The sequence below is a fragment of the Komarekiella delphini-convector SJRDD-AB1 genome, assembly GCF_014831675.1.
Classification (GTDB): domain Bacteria; phylum Cyanobacteriota; class Cyanobacteriia; order Cyanobacteriales; family Nostocaceae; genus Komarekiella.
On record NZ_VJXY01000035.1, the window covers coordinates 40,619 to 58,580 of the forward strand.

The window sequence follows — 17,962 nt, forward strand, 5'->3', positions numbered from 1 at the left end:
CGCCTTGATAACTGTTTACTGTTTACTGTTAACTATTTACTGATTTAAAATTAGCCCTCTTACCTGATCTGCGGAATCTTGTTGCAATGCTAATGCTGCGATCGCCTGAGCCTCAACTACGGTTAACTGAGCGATCGTCTGCTTGATTATAGGTATAGCTTGGGGATTCACACTCAACTCATCCAGCCCTAACCCTAATAAAATCAGCGTTGCTAAAGGATCGGCTGCCAACTCGCCACATAACCCCACCCAAATCCCAGCTGCATGAGCGGCTTGGACAGTTTGTTGCACCATCCGCAACACGGCCGGATGCAGTGCATCAACCAAATTTGCCACTCGTGGGTTAGTGCGATCGCCAGCCATAATATACTGGCTGAGGTCATTAGTACCAATACTAAAAAAGTCCACTTTTGTTGCTAAGCGATCAGCGAGTACCACTGCTGATGGAACCTCCACCATAATACCGACTTCCATCGCTGCATCGAAGGGGATACCTACTTGGGAAAGTTCAGTCTGCACTTCACCCAGAATTGTCTTAGCTGCATGTACTTCTGTCACACTAGCAATCATCGGCAACATGATCTTAATTTGGTGTCCAAAGCTGGCTCGCAAAATTGCCCGTAACTGAGTTTTGAACAAATCTGGATGATCCAGACAATAGCGAATTCCCCGCGAGCCTAAGAAAGGATTGGCTTCCGGTGCTACTTTGAGATAAGAAAGTGGCTTGTCACCACCTACATCTAGGGTACGAATAATCAACGCACGGGTATCTAGAGTTTGAGCGATCGCCTGATAAACTGCAAGTTGCTCATCTTCGGTGGGAGCGTTTGTCCTGTCAAGATAGAGAAATTCGGTACGAAGCAGCCCCACACCTTCTGCACCCCCAGCTACGGCCACTTGAGCATCAGCTACGCTACCAATGTTGGCGAAAATACGAACTTGCTGCCCATCGCGGGTAATCGCTGGTTGGTGTGCTATGGCTAATGCTTGCTGTTGGGAAGTTTGCCAAGCTTCTCTCTTGGCCTCCAGCACACCTAGAGTATCTGGTTCTGGCTCTACCCACGCTTTGCCACTCTCACCGTCGAGTGCCATGAGTGTACCATCTTCTAGGTGCAACACTTCCGCACCTATCCCCAAGACTGCGGGAATACCCAATGTACGAGCGATGATTGCACTGTGAGAAGTTGCACTTCCAGAAGTAGTACAAATGCCCAGCACTTTTGTTGGATCTAGCCCAGCGGTGTCTGAGGGAGTCAAATCAGTTGCCACCAAAATCGCTGGTTTGGAGAGATTCAGCTCTGTTGGAGCATTCCCAACTAGTAACCGCAGCACCCTTTGCCCTACATCTATAACATCATCAGCTCGCTCTTGCAGGTAAGAATCTTCAAGCGTGTGATAGGAAGTTGCCACCTCATCAACTACAGCTTGCCAAGCAGCTTCAGCATTTATGTGGTGTTCTAAGATGCGCTGATGAGCCGCTTCTAGCAATACTGGATCTTCTAAAAATAATAGATGGGCATCAAAAATAGCGGCTTCAGCGTCACCAATTTGAATAGATGCTTGTGAGAATACTGCTTGAATTTCACGTTGGGCAGTGTGAATTGCTGTTTGTAATCTTTGCCACTCTGTTTCAACATCTTCTACGTGGCATTGCGTAATAGTAATTGGAGTAGGTTGATAATGAACAACCGGAGCGATCGCCACTCCTGGAGAAGCTGCGATCCCCGAAAGTTCACCATGAGTTGGTGGAGTAATTTGATGCTGAAATACTGGTGGAGAATTCAGAGTAGTATTATCTTCACCAAAGTTGGTTGCAAATAATGCTTGCAATGCTGCCAATGCCTCATCTGCATCAGGGCCAGTAGCGGTAATCAACAATTCGTGTCCTTGACGCACGCCTAAAGTTGTGACTTGATTAATACTGTCACCTCGAATTAGCCCAGTATTTCTAGTTAAATTTCGTACTTGAATTTGGGATTGAAACCGAGCTGCGGTTGCCACAAACTGAGATGCGGGACGGGCGTGTAATCCTAGTCTATTGCTAACAATCAGCTGGATTTGTTTTGTTGGCAACTCTGCATTCGTTGTTAAACTATCACTACTAACAAATGATGGCGAGATATCGGCTATACCCAATTGAGTCGCTTTTGCTACCAATGCGCCCCGTGCTTCCGCAATAACTTGCTGAATGTCTCTACCAGCAGCAGCAGCAACGACAGCAGCGATCGCACCTTCTACCAAGGGTGCTTCACACAGATACACTTTCTGCTGCTGTGTTTCTGGCAGAAACTCTAGCGCCATTTCTGCACTCATCAAAGCACTGCCCAAATCCATTAAAACTAGAACACCATCATCACTGAAAACAGAAGCGATCGCCTCATAAACCTGGATAGGATCTGTACCCAGTGGATTTTCGGGATCTTCAATACCTGCTGCAACTGCAAGAGGAACTTTGCCCTGAACCATTTGCGCGGCCAGTTCCCGCACTCCCAGAGCTAGTTGTTTACTGTGAGAAACGATAACAATTCCGATCACTGCAACACCATCAACCTTGTTGAGAGGTTTGTGCTTAGCTAGTTATCCATTTCATTTTTTCATTCTGTACCACCAACAACACCTATCTTCATTACAATTGCAACTACCTAAAAATATTTAGATTTCTCCTGCTATGAATACGAACAAAATAACCTTTTTTTAAGAGAGTAGGTAGTGTCAACTCATGAAACCCATCACTAGCGGTACGGGAAGAAATGTTTTGGATAAGTTTGTTCCCATCGTACAACTTAATTGAGGCATCACCGTCAAGATTATCTCGTCACAATATTAAATAAGGCTGATCATTTTCCAAAAGTACTTTGGCAACAAGCTGATTAATAAAGATATGTGAGGCAACCTGCTTTTGACTTATTGTTGCGGAATCCCAGGTAATAAAGCAAGTGTCGAAATGCAGATTTTCTTGCAGATTCAGACGCAGAAGTTAAGGTGCTATTTGTGCAACTACAGCAAGAACAGGGCCGACTTGGTATTCTGGTGAATAATGCTTAGAGCTGGAGCAATGAAGAGATGAAAATTTTCTGCCCCATTTCGAGAATAGTTATCTCAGCGTTAGTAAGGAATATTTACTGTTGGTGTGCGATCGCTTTGCTCTGCTGCTGAGTCCCGCACTTTGATTATGTCAAGCATTTACTCAACCATACAACTTTTGAGGAGCGATCGCGCTACAAAATCAGAAAGTTAGTGTCTCTCAAAGAGAAACACTAACTATTTATAATTAAAATACAGTCATCACCACCTATTTTTCAAAGTGTCTAATCTCAGATTAGAAATGAACTGTATTGTTTGGATGAACATAAAAAGTATGTAGACTTAAAGCTTACACTCTCATTTATACAGAGACTTTAATTTTCCTCATATCATACATTGCTGTAAATGGTTTATCATAAGGATGATTGTTAGCAAACTCTAACATTTCATTCAGCGCATCTGTAAAATCTGCAAATACTTTCTCTACGCAAGTAAAAGCTTTTTCTCTCTGTGCTTCTGTCAATTTTATGCTTTTAACAAAATCTTCTACATCATCCATTTCTGCCTGGATATGACCTGTTTCCTTAGCATAATGAGACTCACCAAAATAAGGGTGATGCTGCTCAGTAATTTGTTGAAGTTCCTTTCCTACTTGTGCAATCTCAAATAAAGCCACAGTTCCCGTTGCTTCTATCGCCTCAATAATCGCCAACTTGATCAGGATATCCTCTTCAAAAGTACACATAGCAAATAAGTTATTAATCAAAGAGCGTACTTTCTGTGTTTCCTCACCCCAGAGGAATTTCAATGTATCAGTATAGTTTATGGAGTAATCATATCCCATCAACTTAAGGTCTTGTATAAACCATATCCAGTGGCGACCATCTTCAGAAGTGTGTTGATTAATCATTTCTTGTAGCCTGCTAGTTGCTGGCTCTTTGCGTAGTGTAATTCTATTGAAATCTTTAAAACTCATTGCAAAAGGAGCAAAGGCAGGAGCCCAAGCTAACCTTTGTCTTGGGTCTATACTTTTGTCCTGAAGAAATTTCATAAATGGCGTTTGGGCAAATTCTTGCTTCTTTTTTTCAAGCAATGCAAGGACTTCTTCCATTTTCAGATCCCCATATAGTTGTATAGTAAAAACTTGTTGAGTACAAAATATCTACTTGTGTTGAGATTTAATTTACGCAGCCATGCTGGAAATTGGAGCAACAAATTTAACAGTAGTTTAAGTGTCTCCTAATCTCATCACCTTCAACTTGTCCCTTGCGAATCATATATACGGCTTTACACCCTCTTAATGTTCACATGGTGTTATCAAAGGAGCAAAATCTCATCGCCAGATCAATCAGCTTTCTAATCTTGATGATGAATTTTAGTAGTCTTGTTCTAAATCGTACATCGCGTTATATTCGTTATATCATATATACCATAGTATAAAAACAAATTAACAACCAAATCAAGGACAAAATGCATGATACGCCTCTTGAGTCAGGGTAGGATTCGAGCTAACGCTGGCATAGTTGTTGTTGATAGTAGCAGAAGGATGGTGAGCCTGAATCGAAGGTTTATAGAAATGTGGAGTTTTCCTCAACACATTATAGTCTCACAAAATGAGGGACAAGCACTAGAATTGGCTTCTAGTCTAGTTGAGAACTCCGACCTGTTTCTTCACAGAATTCAAGAGATTTACATGCATACAGACTTAGAAGCTTATGATACTTTTAAATTAAAGGATGGCCGCATGTTTGAGCGTTGTTCACTACCTCAATACTTAGAAGATGAATGTGTAGGAAGAATTTGGAAATTTCGAGAAATAACAGATCGCTATCAATCGAAAACATTGATAGATATTGGAAATAAAATTTTGCTTTTTCCTGCTAATCATAATATCTCGCATACATACTAAGTTGTAGAGAGATTATTATTTTTTTCATTATTTATTCTCTTTACTTGTATACCACCAAGTTTTATTATGGATTACATCTAAGTAATGATTGAGGAGTAAGTAATGCGATTTTAGGGAAATCTTCGTAGTTACTGTTGCCAATCCGTTATGGTAATGCCTAATACAATTTTGTTTCCTCTTTTTGTTGATACCCAAGCGCCGATAACGATTAACGCTCAAATTGCTGAACAAATTAAGCTATTAATTGCTATAGGGGATTTGCAACCAGGTGATACTTTACCTACTGTTACTCAATTAGCCAAACATTTAAAAGTAAATCATAATACCATTGCAGCAGTTTATAACTATTTAATTGAATCAGGTTATTTGGTAGCCCAAAGAGGTAAAGGAACTTTTGTTGCTCATACTCAAGTTGTACAAAATATTATTATCCATAAAGAATTTTATAATCTGCTAGGGCAAGCTTTTAATGCTGCTGTAATGACTGGATTATCTCCATCTGAATTTGGTGCGGCGGCCTACGCGCAAGCTGCAATATTGAATCGGCACGCTGTTGCCCCATTAAAATTAGTATTTATAGAATACTCGCAACACAGTACAGGTGTATACGAAACTATTCAATCAGAAATAAAACTTCCTTTATTGTTTCTCTGTTTGGAAGATTTCAAGATTAATAAATCAAAAGTCTTAAAAGAACTGTTAACCGCTGACCTTATAATTACAACTGCACAACATCAGTGGGAAGTCACTAGATTGACTGCTCCAGAGCAAGAAGTTATTACTGTTAACCTCAAGCCTGACTTGCAACTATTGGCACAAATTTCATCTTTACCTCGTAATGCTTTAATGCTGCTTATTTGTCAAGAAGAAGTTACCTGTAAAGTGATGAAACAGATGCTACAGCAAGCCGGAATTTCCCACATAAACTTTCAAACTTTAGATTTAGAGTACCTTCAAAAAAACCAGAAAATTTTGGAGCAGGCTGATGCAGTTTGTGCTTCAAGACATGTTGAAAACTGGGTACGACAGTATAGTCTTCAACCATCGGAAGTTATGGTTTTTAATTTCAGTGTTGATGAAACTAATATGTCAGTTTTAAAGGCTCGTTTGGCTGCAATTCAGTTAACTAAATCAGCTATCTCTCATACCAATCAGTGACAGGATGATGCACTAGATAAGTATACAAAAGGTAGCTAAAGTGCTTTCTAAGACTAACATTATAGACATGAGCGACTAACGATAGTACAGGGTAAGGCCTTCTCTACGTTGGCATAGTATGTCGTAGACAGTGGCTGCGCGAACGCTTAGAGCGAGTCTTACCTACGGCACACTTGCAAACGAACGTCACCTATATACCTACTCTTAAGCAAGCTACAAAGCAGAGTCTCCATTAAGAGAAGGGTAAGCGGCTTTAATCCTTGAGAACCTTGTATATACTGATAAATCGTTTACTACGAACAAAAGTTCTATTTTACATTTAATTACGTCTATCTACTTATTGGGTGTACTTGTACTACTTGTGTTGCAAAAGCTTGTTGAGGGTAAAAGATCTACAGCTTTAGAATAATCTATATTTTTAAATCGACTAAGTTTCTACATCTGGCTCTTAACCCAGAATTATAAATCAATACAGTTCAGTTAACAAAGAATTATGGTTTAGGGAGCCACTTGTATGGGTGAGTTTCTTGGCTTGAATATAATAGCGTTTAAGCGGACGCAACCCAACAAACATTTTAATAGGTGTTGAGTTTTGTTCTTTAATCCAACCTACGTAATTTGATGTTTTTCACGCTAACTAAACTATATTAAGTTATAAACAACATAATACTAGAGATATGGGTTTAATAATACCACTATAGCGGTATGCTGATAGAAGACTAGTTAAGGTAGGCAAGCACTATGTTTTAAAAGCTGATACGTAAGTAAAGCAAGATAGCAAACTGTTAAAGGTTTCTAAAGTACAAGGGCAAATATTACACTTAGTGGGTGAGATTATGAGTAAAAAATTGACCGTCAAGCAAATTAGCCTCAACCTGGCATTAGATGAAGTCAAAAGACTTGAAACATATTGTAACCAGACAGGGAGAGCAAAAACAGATGTAATTAGAGAGCTTATTCGCAAGTTGCCCGATTAGGGTGGTAACTAGCAGAGAATTCCCGGTTGTTTTGCAAAAACAGACGTTAGTCTGGTAAAAAAGCTTGAGGCATATTAGTAGCATGAAAATCACAGTTTATGAACCCTATCCGTGTGGTTGCATAAACTGAATCTAACTCAAGCGGATCTTTTATCCTCAATAGGCTCTTGCAACACAACCGGTTTGTGAAGGCGATCGCTCCTTATCTTCACTTCAAGACTATATTGCAATCAAGTATACCGAATCTGGAATGAAGGTCACTTCAGTCTTAACACTTAATCTATATATAATTTTGGTGTATTAAAATCCGCGAGACTGATGTCTGCTAACAGACTGTCGTTGTTAACTTTGCCTAAAACGATATGAGCAATAATTTGGCAAAGGTTAAAAATGAGTTCATATTATTTGAGTTTCTTACAAAATTTATAAATTTTAGAGTAGGTTTTTTAGATTTTATTTAACTTTAACCACCCAGAAGGTTATCATCATAGAAAGCGTCATAAAATTATAAGTATTAATACCAAGTTTTAATTCTTAATTGTTAGATGTAGAGTTTTGTCCAATTGTCAAGCGATTGCTTCAGGCATCACTAACTAACATTTAACAGACTAAAATAGCGTTTGCCACAAGGGGTAAACACTAAAAAAATTTGGCAGTGAAGTCAACTTAAAGACTCGCCAATTCATTTGGCAATTTTTTGCTAGGCGTCCAGTAGAGTGTCCTATATCTCTATAAATTTGTTCTATATAGAACTGAATTGGCGAGAAATCGCTGATAATCACCCGACAGAATTCTTTAAACCCTGATAACTTTCCTAGTAGTCTGCCAAGGAAACTTTGCATGGTGATAGGCTGAGGAAGCTGGAGAGGCTGGGGGAGAAAAAGCATTATTGAAAAAGAATTCTTTCTCCCCCTGCTCCCCCTGCTGCACCTCTCCCCCTGCTTTGCCTACACGGCAAAATTGGGTTGGTGAACTACTAGGTTTCAACTAGATATTCATACCTCGGTTTAACATGTGCGATGGGCTACGCCCCGCCGTAGGCGATCGCAACACCAATACAAAATTCAATACAAGTGTGTCATCTTGCAGTGATTAGACATAAATAGTATTTGCTAGCCCTAATAACAAATATTCCACTTCACTATCAATGCATTTCGTCGTATTCTGGGGCTTCAACTCGTCTTGCTTCTAGCCGAGAAGGTGGAAGAAACTCAGCGCGACGCACAGGAACCAAAGGCGGTGTAGCTCCTTGATAGGGATGAATAACTTGTACAGTACGGGCTGGACGTTGCCGAGGTGAGAACAAAGCTAATACCCCAGCGACTACAACACCACCGCCAATAGTCAGACTCATGCCTCCTACCGCCCACACTATGGGTGAAGACCACCAGGGATTTTCCGGTTGCGATGGCGCTAATGCTGCTTTTGGTTGATTGTTCTGGGCTAATTGTAGCTGCTGGGTGTTGTAATTATCGAGAAGTCGTTGGTTTTGAGTTTTTAGCTGTTCGTTGTCGCTTTTTAAACGATCAAATTCTACTTTCAGCTTTTCCCATTCGACGCGCTGTTCAGAATTGGGAGCTACAGGCGGTTGATTGGGATACATTGGTTGCCCATAAGGCCCATAAGGATACTGCGCTTGTGGCTGCATAACCTGGGGTGGCATTACAGTGGCGGGCATTTGTGGGGCAACAGCAAAGTTAGATTGTAGAGGAGTATTTGTCCCTTTGAGTAATACGAGAGCCGCCAGTCCAGCTACGGCGACCCCGCCGATAAATGCCATACTTTCACTCATCGCCTTTGCCCCTCAATTGCGACGTAATTATAACCATTTGTGACTGACTCACTCTCACACTCATAATTTTTTTGCCTACTTAACTTCAGATAATACTCAAACTATAAGCAACTGTATCAGCTAGTTTTTTTACATCCTGATATCTGATGTTAATATTCAAGACTATAACCGTCAAATTGTCCACCAACTAAGGACAAAAAAACTACGCTGTTATACTTTTTAATCTACTTTCTCAGTCTGAGCAAGATGAGTATTTGTGCCGTTGTTGTCGGTCTTAATGGCTGACTTGAGACTTTGACAAAAATCAGCGATCGCACTCAGTCCTTGCTCTGGTGTGCCTTCTGCCAACCTTTTCACAAAAGCACTGCCCACAATCGCCGCATCAGCGCCCCATTCCCTGACTTGACGAGCTTGCGCTACTTGAGAAATGCCAAAGCCTACACCGATGGGTTTATCAGTAACACCACGAATTTGTTTAAGTAAATCTGACACTCGCGTTTCCATCTGGGAGCGTATGCCTGTAACTCCTGTGACACTAACTAAATAGATAAATCCTTGGGAGGAGCGAGCGATCGCTTCTATGCGTTCAACTGAACTGGTGGGAGCTACCAACAAAGTCACGTCAATTCCCATTTCACCAGCTGGTTGAAGCAAACCTGCGGCTTCTTCTAAGGGTAAGTCTGGTACTACCAATCCTGCCACCCCAGCAGCAGCAATTGAAGAGAGAAATTTTTCAATTCCACGGTGCAAAATTGGATTGTAGTAGGTAAATAGGCTAATAGGCGATCGCAAGTTGGGAGTAGTTGTTTGCAACATTTCTAGCACATGCTCCAACTTAGTTCCCTTTTGCAGGGCACGGGTAGCAGCAGCTTGAATCACTGGCCCATCCGCTAGAGGATCAGAGTAAGGTACACCCAGTTCAATAATATCTGCCCCACTACGATCCAGAATTTGCAACGCTGCTGCTGTTGTTTCTAGATCTGGATCGCCAGCGGTAATAAATGGAATCAGAGCACACTCTCGATTCCGTACAAGAGTTTCAAAGCAATCAGAAATCGCAGTCATTAATTTTAAGAGTCAAGAGTCCAAAGTCAAGAGTTAAAATCTAGACTTTGGACTCTTGACTAATAGATAACTTTACACCTGAGTTTGTTCTTCTTGTTCTATTTCAGCTTGAATTTTTGCTAGTTCTTCGGGAGTAAGTTCTTCTAGCCGCTTTTGGAGAAAGTCTTGCTCATACTTTTCCCGCTGTTGGTGGTAGGTCATTTTTTGTCCCACTGCGCGAAAAAAATAGGTGACTAACCAGCCAACCAATCCACTGACTAATAAAACTTGGCTCCAGATGCCAGCTTCTTGATTATCTAACCCGACTAGCTGCAATAGTATATATGCCAACCCACCAGCCAGAAAAACGCCCAAGCCAATACTAATAGCGTCAACGCGTCGCATGAGATTTATGACCTACCAATCTTGTTAAACTTCAATTTGTCGCCGCTGGGGTCGAAAATTTACAAACGGCGATAGAACCAACAGACCTGGAAAGAAGAAAAACACCAAAAAGTACATAAAGGTACGCTCGATGGCGGTAGCCACATACCAACGCTGTTTCAGGTACAGCAAGATAGCAATTGGCATTACTAAAAGATAAGCTCCAGCCAAAATCAGATAAAGCAGGGCGACAATCATACTTTTTTGTCTAAGCGTCTATTTTCTTATCATAGGCTGAATGCTTGATCTGAGGGAAGTATTGCCTATTGCAAAATCGTTTGATTTCGTAGATCATCCCAAATCCAGACGGGTTGACCCCTGGTTAGACGAATACCACCGACCCAGCGATCGCTACTACTAACCTCCAACCAATTCGCCTCTCCCTGCACCAAAGCGTGTTCCGTTTTAGTTAACTGGAGTACTCGCTTATACCAGGGTTCCTCTAGAGATTCAGTTGTAATCTCCAATGGTGGACAGTTACTTTGCAGCATTTGAGTCAGCGCACAATACATTTTGCCCACACTTCGTGTTGCATTCAAACCAGAACTACTGTAAATTTATGACTGTGGAATTCGTCAACAAAGTCAAGTAATAAGAGAAACAAAATACTGATTCTCGATAAAATTTTTGAAATCTAGTTGCACAAAAGACACAATTGATGGTGGAATAGATAGGGAAGTATTTGCTGCCTTTACACAGTAAGTATTTGCCAAACACCTAAGGGGGTGTGGCGGAATGGTAGACGCTACGGACTTAGTAAACTGAGCCTTGAAGGAGAAATCCCTCAAGTGGAAGCTCTCAAACTCAGGGAAACCTAAATCTGTTAACAGACACGGCAATCCTGAGCCAAGCCCATCGATTTTAAATTTGAAATTTGTGATTGCTTTGCAATCCAAAAGCCAAAATCCAAAATTGAGGGAAGGTGCAGAGACCCGACGGGAGCTACCCTAACGTTAAGTCGAGGGTAAAGGGAGAGTCCAATTCTCAAAGCCTGTAATTGCTTAAAGATATCAGGCAGTAGTGAAAGCTACGAGAGAATGAAAATCCGTTGACCGTAAAAGGTCGTGAGGGTTCAAGTCCCTCCACCCCCACTAAAAAATTCAAAAATGAAAAAACTAACCCACCAAGCACAGGTGGGTTTCATAGTGTGTTGGGTTAAGAGATCTGGAAATTTATGTTATCATTATTACCTTACATCTTAAGTAATTTTTCTTAATTATCGAATACTTTAAATTTAATATTTTATTTATCCAACTTTATGTAAAAAAACTGCTGAATCTTTGAAGAATAGATTGATACTACTGTTCGGCAAGGTTAAGCTGATAACAATATGAACAGGAAGCTCTTTTGTCTTGAGAACTGGAATGACCGCTAATAGTTTACCAAGTAGTCAGGGATATCAGCATTTTGTTACGTCCAACTCTAGACAGCTTAATGCGGAAATTGCACAAGAGAGGGTTTACAGTTTCTTGGCGGATATTGTCAAACAATCTCCACCAGAGGATGTTTTGCGAGAATTTAAAAGTTTATTTATAGATGGCCTGGATTCACCAACTTCTGATTATGTTCCAGGAATATACGGAATATTCTTTGATGATAAAGAACAAGAGTTTCGCAACACACTTAAACGATGTTGCTACATCATAATTAATAACTGGGAAACTAATAGAAAATACAAATATATCCAAGAATTAGTTAACTTATTTACTACCAAAAACCTGAGAACTGAGACAATTAATTCTCCAATAATTAATATATGTAAATGCTGGTTAGACAATTTTATCAACAGTAATGATTATAAAGAAATTAAATTATTTGCTGCTAGATATAATGAACCAGACAAAAATTTTTGGACTCATCGCTACACTTCTTATTTATTAGTTGCTCAATCTTTGAATGAAAACAATTCAAAAGAGCAACAAGAGGCTGCTAGAAAGCTTTCTAAACAGATAAAAGACAAATTTAAGTTTGAACTAGCAATGTATATTGCTCGTTGTCAGTCTGCTGCTTCAAGTACAACACGTTACAATAATCCTAGTATTTTGGGAGATAATGTTTTACATTTGATCAAGGTAATTGTCTTAAAAAAGGGTGTATTTAGCCATAAGAATATTGCTAATATATTTGTCCAACAAACTAAAAATCAAATTCTTAAAGAATTTAAAGGAAGCATTATAAAATATCTATTTTTTTCAGTAGAACATCAAGAATTAGCAAAAAGTTTGAAGCAGCAGTTTGTAGATAAGTTATCGTTATGGAAGACAGAACATAATGAAGAAACTATCACTAAAAAATTCTTTTTAAGAACCTGTAACCGTGTAATCGATTTTCTGACTACAGAAAATGGAAAAGAACCTTCATCTTTGTTTCTGTTATTGCTTTCACAAGGAAATCCTCTCACATTAGTGATTATACTACTGAAGATTATTTTGATTTGTAGAAACTCTCGTATACATTTGGAAGCTCGTATTGCTCATTTGATTTATTACTATGAGAAGTATTCCGCAGATGAATGTAAGTGGGTGATTAATTTTATTGAAATTTTTAATATTACCTTTGCAATCTATGCAGACAATGTAGAATACAATTTAATTCAGATGAAAGAAGACCAAGATTGTAATCCACAGTTGAATCTGGATACTTATCGTGTGTTTTCGCAGTTGAAGGCGAATCCACAAAAATGAATATGGCCTGAAATTTATTTGTTTGGGAGATGGATAAAAATCAGAAATCAAAACTTAAGACTGAGCAAAACGCTCGTCGAACCAAGCTAAAGCAGCACCAATAGTTTCAGCTAGGATACTAATCAGGCGATATAAGGCGATCGCACCAAATACTAAGGCCCCTGGAAAGTGGTGCTGTAAAAGTTCATAAGCAGTTGCTTCAAACACGCCCAATCCACCAGGCGCACCCGGAATAACTAACCCTACCAACCAAGCAAAACTAAAAGCTCCCAGTAACAAAGGAATTTGACTCCAATCCAAAGAACTTAAAGCACAAATAGTTAATATAAAGCCAGCACCACGCAATCCCAAAAAGCCTAATTCTCCTAATAAAGGTCGTAAAGGATAGCGTTCTATATTAAAGGGAACAGTAGGCTGAGTCGTATTAGCAGATTTTTTTGCTTTCAGTCTGTATAAAAAACGAATGGCTGGGTTCAAAAACAGGGGATGAACTGCACAAAGCACCACAGCTAAACTCAGCAATTGTAAGATTTTCACAACCAGAGTGGTATTCGCTGCTGTAAATTGACTACCGAATAAAACAATGATGATTAAAGCAGCCGCTACCATGAGTAGCGGTTCTAGCAAAACGCTTAAGGTGGCTGCACCGCTAGAAATATTAGCATTTTTCGTTGCTACAATTCGTCCATAGTAATGCCAGACGTTACCTGGTAAATACTTGGCAATATTTGTTTTTAAGTAAACTTGAATGAACTGGGAAGTTGATACAGGTTGATTTAAATCTTGCAGAACCCAAGTCCAAATCCAACCTGCCCAAGTATGTGCTAGTAAAGTTATGCCTGTAGCGATCGCAAGAATTGCCCATCCTATACTATCAATGTGGATAGCAGTCACCTCAAGCCAATTATCTTTCAAAGCTTTCGCTAAAAAAAACAGCGTCCCACCCAAAATTATCCAGCGTAAAATTTGCTTCATGATTTTGGTAATTTAACGGTTAAAGCAACTAAAGCTAAATACCTCAAATATTATGATATATCAGCTACATATCCAAAGCTTTGGAGAAAATATTCTTGACTTGCGAAAAAACTAATGTAACTTTATTTACTTTTTTATTAAATTAATATAATTTACTGTCACATAAAAATTACATTGATATTGGAGTTTTTAGACACTCTAGACTCTACAGTATATTGTCCAAGACAGATATTATATTGGTTCTTAACTGTTGACTATTGATGTTTATTTGTACTAAAATTATCATCATCTATTTACATATTTAATATCTTTCTTGAGGCTGATTTAAGGCTGATATAACTTAACATAAATTGATCCCCAAATTATAATTGAATTTATACATTACTCAAAATAGCCTTAATTTTCTCATAGAGAATCAATAGATTATTACATTAAATTATATCTCTCTAGAGTTAGATAAAAATAGTGGTTTAGTACTAAGTAGAATGTTACCTACGCTAGATGTAAAGGTCGTTTTAGTCCTCTTATCCTTGACTAGGGTTATTCAAAGATTAGCCAACTAAGAAAAGCATAATAATTTGCCGATCAACCCGATTATTCAGCAAAATTAATCGCTCATTTTTAGTTGAAAGGAGGACTAAGTGAACGTTTTGATAAGTTTCTTGAAAAAACTACGACTACGCCAGATGCTAACTATCTTTTTAGCTGGACTATTGTTGATAGTTAGCACTGCTTGTAGTGGGGCAAATGCTACAGGTGCAAATCCGCAAAATCCTGCTGTGCAAGCTGGCGGCGCAAACAATCCTTACAAGGGTGGTGGAGACAAATATACCAAATATAGGATGTCTACAGATCCAAAAGTAACGAATACAAAAGCCAATAAAGGACAAGACCAAGCTAGCTTACAGCTAAACTCACAATTGCTCATTGCCACGAATAGAGAATCCGAGCTACTTTATCCTGGTGCTGAGACACCAGCAGGTAGATTAAACAAAGAAGCAGAACTGCCAATCATCACTGATAAAGATTTTCGCCAGTCTGAACCAGGTGGTTTAATTCAACGTGAACCAGATTTAGGAACTCGAGTTCAAGAGCGACTTGAGACTGTGAAAGAAGAATTTGAAGAAGCTTCCGGCTTTTTGAAAGAAAAATCAGATGAGGCAAGTGCCAGACCGGAATTACAAAAAAATCCAGCGGTAGGCAGATAGAACTTTTATTTCGTCTCAATACACGAGATGGTAAATTAACTCTAAATGCCCCTTGGCTAACGTTTAACTTAGACACAAAAATGCAAGGACTAGGACTATGAAAAAAATAAGCGCTTGGCTAAATAACATTCGTCCCGTAAAGATTTTAACTGTCTTTCTAGCAGGAATCTTCATCTTTTTGACCCAAGCTTGTGGTGATCCAGGAATAGCAAAACAACCACCACAGCCTGATGCTCAATCACCTTATACCAAACGATACGATCCCACAAAAGATTATCCTCTCTCTGCTCCTGCTGGCGGGATGAATAACTTTAGTGATGTAGACCCCAGAGCCAGAGGAACTGAAAAGGCAGCAAACGATAAATCTGAAGCGCTGTCGAAAAATGCTCAAAGGAATGTTGAGCAAAAAGGAATTGACAGCACAGAGCAATATGGGCGAAATTTTCAAAAAGGGACACCCCTAGGCGAAAGAGCGAAGAACTTAGGTGAAGATGTTGGCAGTTCTGCTGAAGAATTGGGGGAAGGAGTCGCTAAGGGAACTAAGCGCGGAATCGAAAATATCAAGGAAAACACTCAGAACGCTGCTAAAAGCTTGACAAAAAATGCCCAACGTGCGGGTGAAGATGCTGGGAAAAATATTCAGCGGACAGCTGAAGATGCATCTGATGCTGTAAACAGGACAGTTAGATAGGCTAATTAAAATTAGTCATTGATTGTAGAACAGGCGAGAAGTCTGTTCTACTTTTCTATTAATATGGATAATTATTGCTAGTCTTTATTTTCTTTTCAAATCCAAAATATAGTATAAATATTTACTTAAATTAAAGTAATAACTGCTATGTATAGATTTCTAGCAAACCTAGTCAGTCATTAATTATAATCTAAATCCGGTAAGCTAAAGTAAGCTATTACGATACCATCCTTATAAATGTAAATCAAATCACATAAGCTTATGGAGCCAGACTCTTTACAAACCGAGGTGATTCTGACGTATCCGCGTGAGTCCCTCGGCAGAGTGCAACTTGATTGGACACCCCAACCCGGAAACTATCTCGATTTTCAAGGTAAAACCTACGCGGTTTTAGAGCGCCGCCATAGATATCAATTTAAGGCGGGGCGATACCGCTTGCATAATATTGCCATTTACGTGCAATCTGCTAAACGACCATCTGAAAAAAGTTTAGTACAGGGACGTTGGGTAATTGGTGATGCCACTTGCAGGTATAACGCTCATTCAGAAATTATTCGCTGTGCTGTCAACCCTGATGGCCCTTGCAAGTCTTGTCGCTTCTATGAAAACTTAGAAGTCACGAGTTAAGAGTTATTAATCCTCATCTCTCCATTTGTCTATCTCCCACTCTTTAATTACCAGAGCCAAAGACTTCTCCTACAGTTAAGCGAGTACCATTCACAAAATCCCATCCCGACTGGGGACGTTTACCAGCTAGCTGAACCTCTCGTAACAGCAGAAAACCTTCTCCAGTTTGGGCGATCGCTCCAATTCCCTTAGCAATACTTACTACTTCTCCAGGGTTGTCTGATACAGTTGACAGATTCGACAATTTAGTAGCTATTTCTTGTAATTCTGATGGTAGCTCGCGATCGCAAGCAGAACCAAAGGGAACAGAAGCGGTGATTTTTAGCGGTTTGTTGCGAAAGGTAGCAGTGCAGTTAGGGTAAAAGCCCCTAATTTGATTGTGTAATTCGATAGCACTCTTTGACCAATCCAACACATAATCTTGTTTTTGAATTAAAGGTGCATAAGTAGCTTCTGAATTATCTTGGGGAATTGGTTCAATTTCTTTACGTTCTAGCTTCAATAAAGTTTCCACTAACAAATCTGCACCGATTACCGCTAGTCTGTCGGCTAGATCTTGGGCATTCTCCAGTAATCCAACAGGTGTAGTCGCTTTTAAGAGCATTGCCCCAGTATCCATCCCCGCATCCATTAACATAGTCGTGATCCCCGTTTCCCTCTCGCCATTATGCAGACACCACTGAATCGGAGCTGCACCCCGATATTTTGGTAAAATTGAGCCATGCAGATTAATGCAACCCAACTTTGGTGTATCCAAAATTTTTTGCGACAAAATCTGTCCATATGCGACAACGACAAATACATCTGCGTCTAATTGTCTGAGTTGGGTTAAAGTTTCAGTATTTTTTTTCACCGATTGAGGCTGCCATACTGGTAAAGAGTGAGTGGTAGCAATGGTTTTTACTGGTGAAGGGATAAGTTTATTTCCGCGTTCCCGGCGTTTATCTGGTTGGGTTACAACTGCCAACACTTCAAATTCTGAGTGATTTAGTAATTTTTCTAAAGTAGGGACAGCAAACTGGGGAGTACCAAAGAATACGATTTTCATTAGTCATTAATCATTATTCATTAGTTAATAGTAAGTGCGACCTTAATAACTGACAACTTATTCAACTACTACTTCAATGGTGTAGTGTAAAGCACCGTTGACTTTTGTAAAGAATAAGCTGTTATACATTTAAATTGCACATTACCTTGATATTCAGGTTGACTGTTAACCGTTAACAGTCAACAGTCAACAGTTAACAGCGACAAAGAGTAGTTATGCAATTTAGACGCCCATTAGCTTATTAGTTGTTTGGTGGTCAGATATTTTGCTATTGGTGAAACCAAAAGTTGCTTGATATACTTGTAACTAAGCTGGCAGTTAGATCAGTAAATACCAACTGTGTCTTGCTTCTGGTGAATTGAATATTTTGACGATATCTGA

Annotated in this window: 15 protein-coding genes; 6 read left to right on the plus strand and 9 right to left on the minus strand. The window is 39.5% G+C overall.

Translation table 11 applies throughout. The features are described 5' to 3' along the window. Positions 1 to 36 precede the first annotated feature (36 nt). Positions 37 to 2,535: a phosphoenolpyruvate--protein phosphotransferase gene (gene ptsP, locus FNW02_RS25450; RefSeq protein WP_191760271.1), complete on the minus strand. Its 2,499-nt coding sequence runs from the start codon at positions 2,533 to 2,535 to the stop codon at positions 37 to 39. 850 nt (positions 2,536 to 3,385) lie between these two features. Further along, the gene (locus FNW02_RS25455) at positions 3,386 to 4,135 is read right to left on the minus strand and encodes a hypothetical protein (RefSeq protein ID WP_191760272.1); all 750 of its coding nucleotides are present in this window, start codon (positions 4,133 to 4,135) and stop codon (positions 3,386 to 3,388) included. Positions 4,136 to 4,498: 363 nt separating this feature from the next. Here FNW02_RS25455 and FNW02_RS25460 point away from each other — a divergent pair, with 363 nt between their 5' ends. Together FNW02_RS25460 and FNW02_RS25465 are read left to right on the plus strand one after the other, a co-directional pair. Then, positions 4,499 to 4,933, plus strand: a complete 435-nt coding sequence (locus FNW02_RS25460) for a PAS-domain containing protein (protein ID WP_191760273.1) — start codon at positions 4,499 to 4,501, stop codon at positions 4,931 to 4,933. Positions 4,934 to 5,086: 153 nt separating this feature from the next. Beyond that, on the plus strand, positions 5,087 to 6,091 hold the full coding sequence (locus tag FNW02_RS25465; protein WP_191760274.1) for a GntR family transcriptional regulator: 1,005 nt from the start codon (positions 5,087 to 5,089) through the stop codon (positions 6,089 to 6,091). Positions 6,092 to 8,212: 2,121 nt separating this feature from the next. On the opposite strand, the gene FNW02_RS25470 is transcribed toward FNW02_RS25465, so the two are convergent. The 5 genes from FNW02_RS25470 to FNW02_RS25490 form a co-directional block, all read right to left on the minus strand. Then, positions 8,213 to 8,860 (minus strand): heterocyst differentiation related protein, encoded by a 648-nt coding sequence (locus FNW02_RS25470; RefSeq protein ID WP_191760275.1) that lies wholly within the window; start codon positions 8,858 to 8,860, stop codon positions 8,213 to 8,215. A 219-nt stretch (positions 8,861 to 9,079) separates the two neighbouring features. Continuing rightward, positions 9,080 to 9,925 carry a tryptophan synthase subunit alpha gene (gene trpA / locus FNW02_RS25475; RefSeq protein ID WP_191760276.1) on the minus strand — a complete coding sequence of 282 codons (846 nt, stop codon included), beginning with the start codon at positions 9,923 to 9,925 and terminating at the stop codon, positions 9,080 to 9,082. A 72-nt stretch (positions 9,926 to 9,997) separates the two neighbouring features. Further along, entirely contained in the window at positions 9,998 to 10,309 is a 312-nt protein-coding gene (locus tag FNW02_RS25480) for a DUF3007 family protein (RefSeq protein ID WP_191760277.1), read from the minus strand. A 24-nt stretch (positions 10,310 to 10,333) separates the two neighbouring features. Next, complete coding sequence (gene ndhL / locus FNW02_RS25485) at positions 10,334 to 10,546, minus strand: NAD(P)H-quinone oxidoreductase subunit L (protein ID WP_191760278.1); 213 nt, start codon at positions 10,544 to 10,546, stop codon at positions 10,334 to 10,336. Between the two features lie 65 nt (positions 10,547 to 10,611). Then, positions 10,612 to 10,887 (minus strand): hypothetical protein, encoded by a 276-nt coding sequence (locus FNW02_RS25490; protein WP_191760279.1) that lies wholly within the window; start codon positions 10,885 to 10,887, stop codon positions 10,612 to 10,614. Positions 10,888 to 11,712: 825 nt separating this feature from the next. Between FNW02_RS25490 and FNW02_RS25495 the strand changes: the two genes are divergently transcribed. Next, positions 11,713 to 13,032, plus strand: coding sequence for a hypothetical protein (locus FNW02_RS25495; RefSeq protein ID WP_191760280.1), 1,320 nt, complete (start codon positions 11,713 to 11,715; stop codon positions 13,030 to 13,032). Positions 13,033 to 13,086: 54 nt separating this feature from the next. On the opposite strand, the gene FNW02_RS25500 is transcribed toward FNW02_RS25495, so the two are convergent. Beyond that, the gene (locus FNW02_RS25500; RefSeq protein ID WP_191760281.1) at positions 13,087 to 14,007 is read right to left on the minus strand and encodes a lysylphosphatidylglycerol synthase domain-containing protein; all 921 of its coding nucleotides are present in this window, start codon (positions 14,005 to 14,007) and stop codon (positions 13,087 to 13,089) included. A gap of 641 nt (positions 14,008 to 14,648) precedes the next feature. Here FNW02_RS25500 and FNW02_RS25505 point away from each other — a divergent pair. The 3 genes from FNW02_RS25505 (at position 14,649) to FNW02_RS25515 (ending at position 16,533) form a co-directional block, all read left to right on the plus strand. Next, entirely contained in the window at positions 14,649 to 15,215 is a 567-nt protein-coding gene (locus FNW02_RS25505) for a DUF6658 family protein (RefSeq protein WP_191760282.1), read from the plus strand. A 97-nt stretch (positions 15,216 to 15,312) separates the two neighbouring features. Continuing rightward, complete coding sequence (locus FNW02_RS25510; RefSeq protein WP_191760283.1) at positions 15,313 to 15,906, plus strand: hypothetical protein; 594 nt, start codon at positions 15,313 to 15,315, stop codon at positions 15,904 to 15,906. Positions 15,907 to 16,167: 261 nt separating this feature from the next. Further along, entirely contained in the window at positions 16,168 to 16,533 is a 366-nt protein-coding gene (locus tag FNW02_RS25515; protein ID WP_191760284.1) for a DUF6464 family protein, read from the plus strand. A 43-nt stretch (positions 16,534 to 16,576) separates the two neighbouring features. Here the strand turns inward: FNW02_RS25515 and fmt are convergent, their stop codons facing one another. After that, positions 16,577 to 17,581 (minus strand): methionyl-tRNA formyltransferase, encoded by a 1,005-nt coding sequence (gene fmt / locus FNW02_RS25520; protein WP_191760285.1) that lies wholly within the window; start codon positions 17,579 to 17,581, stop codon positions 16,577 to 16,579. Between the last annotated feature and the right edge of the window lie 381 nt (positions 17,582 to 17,962).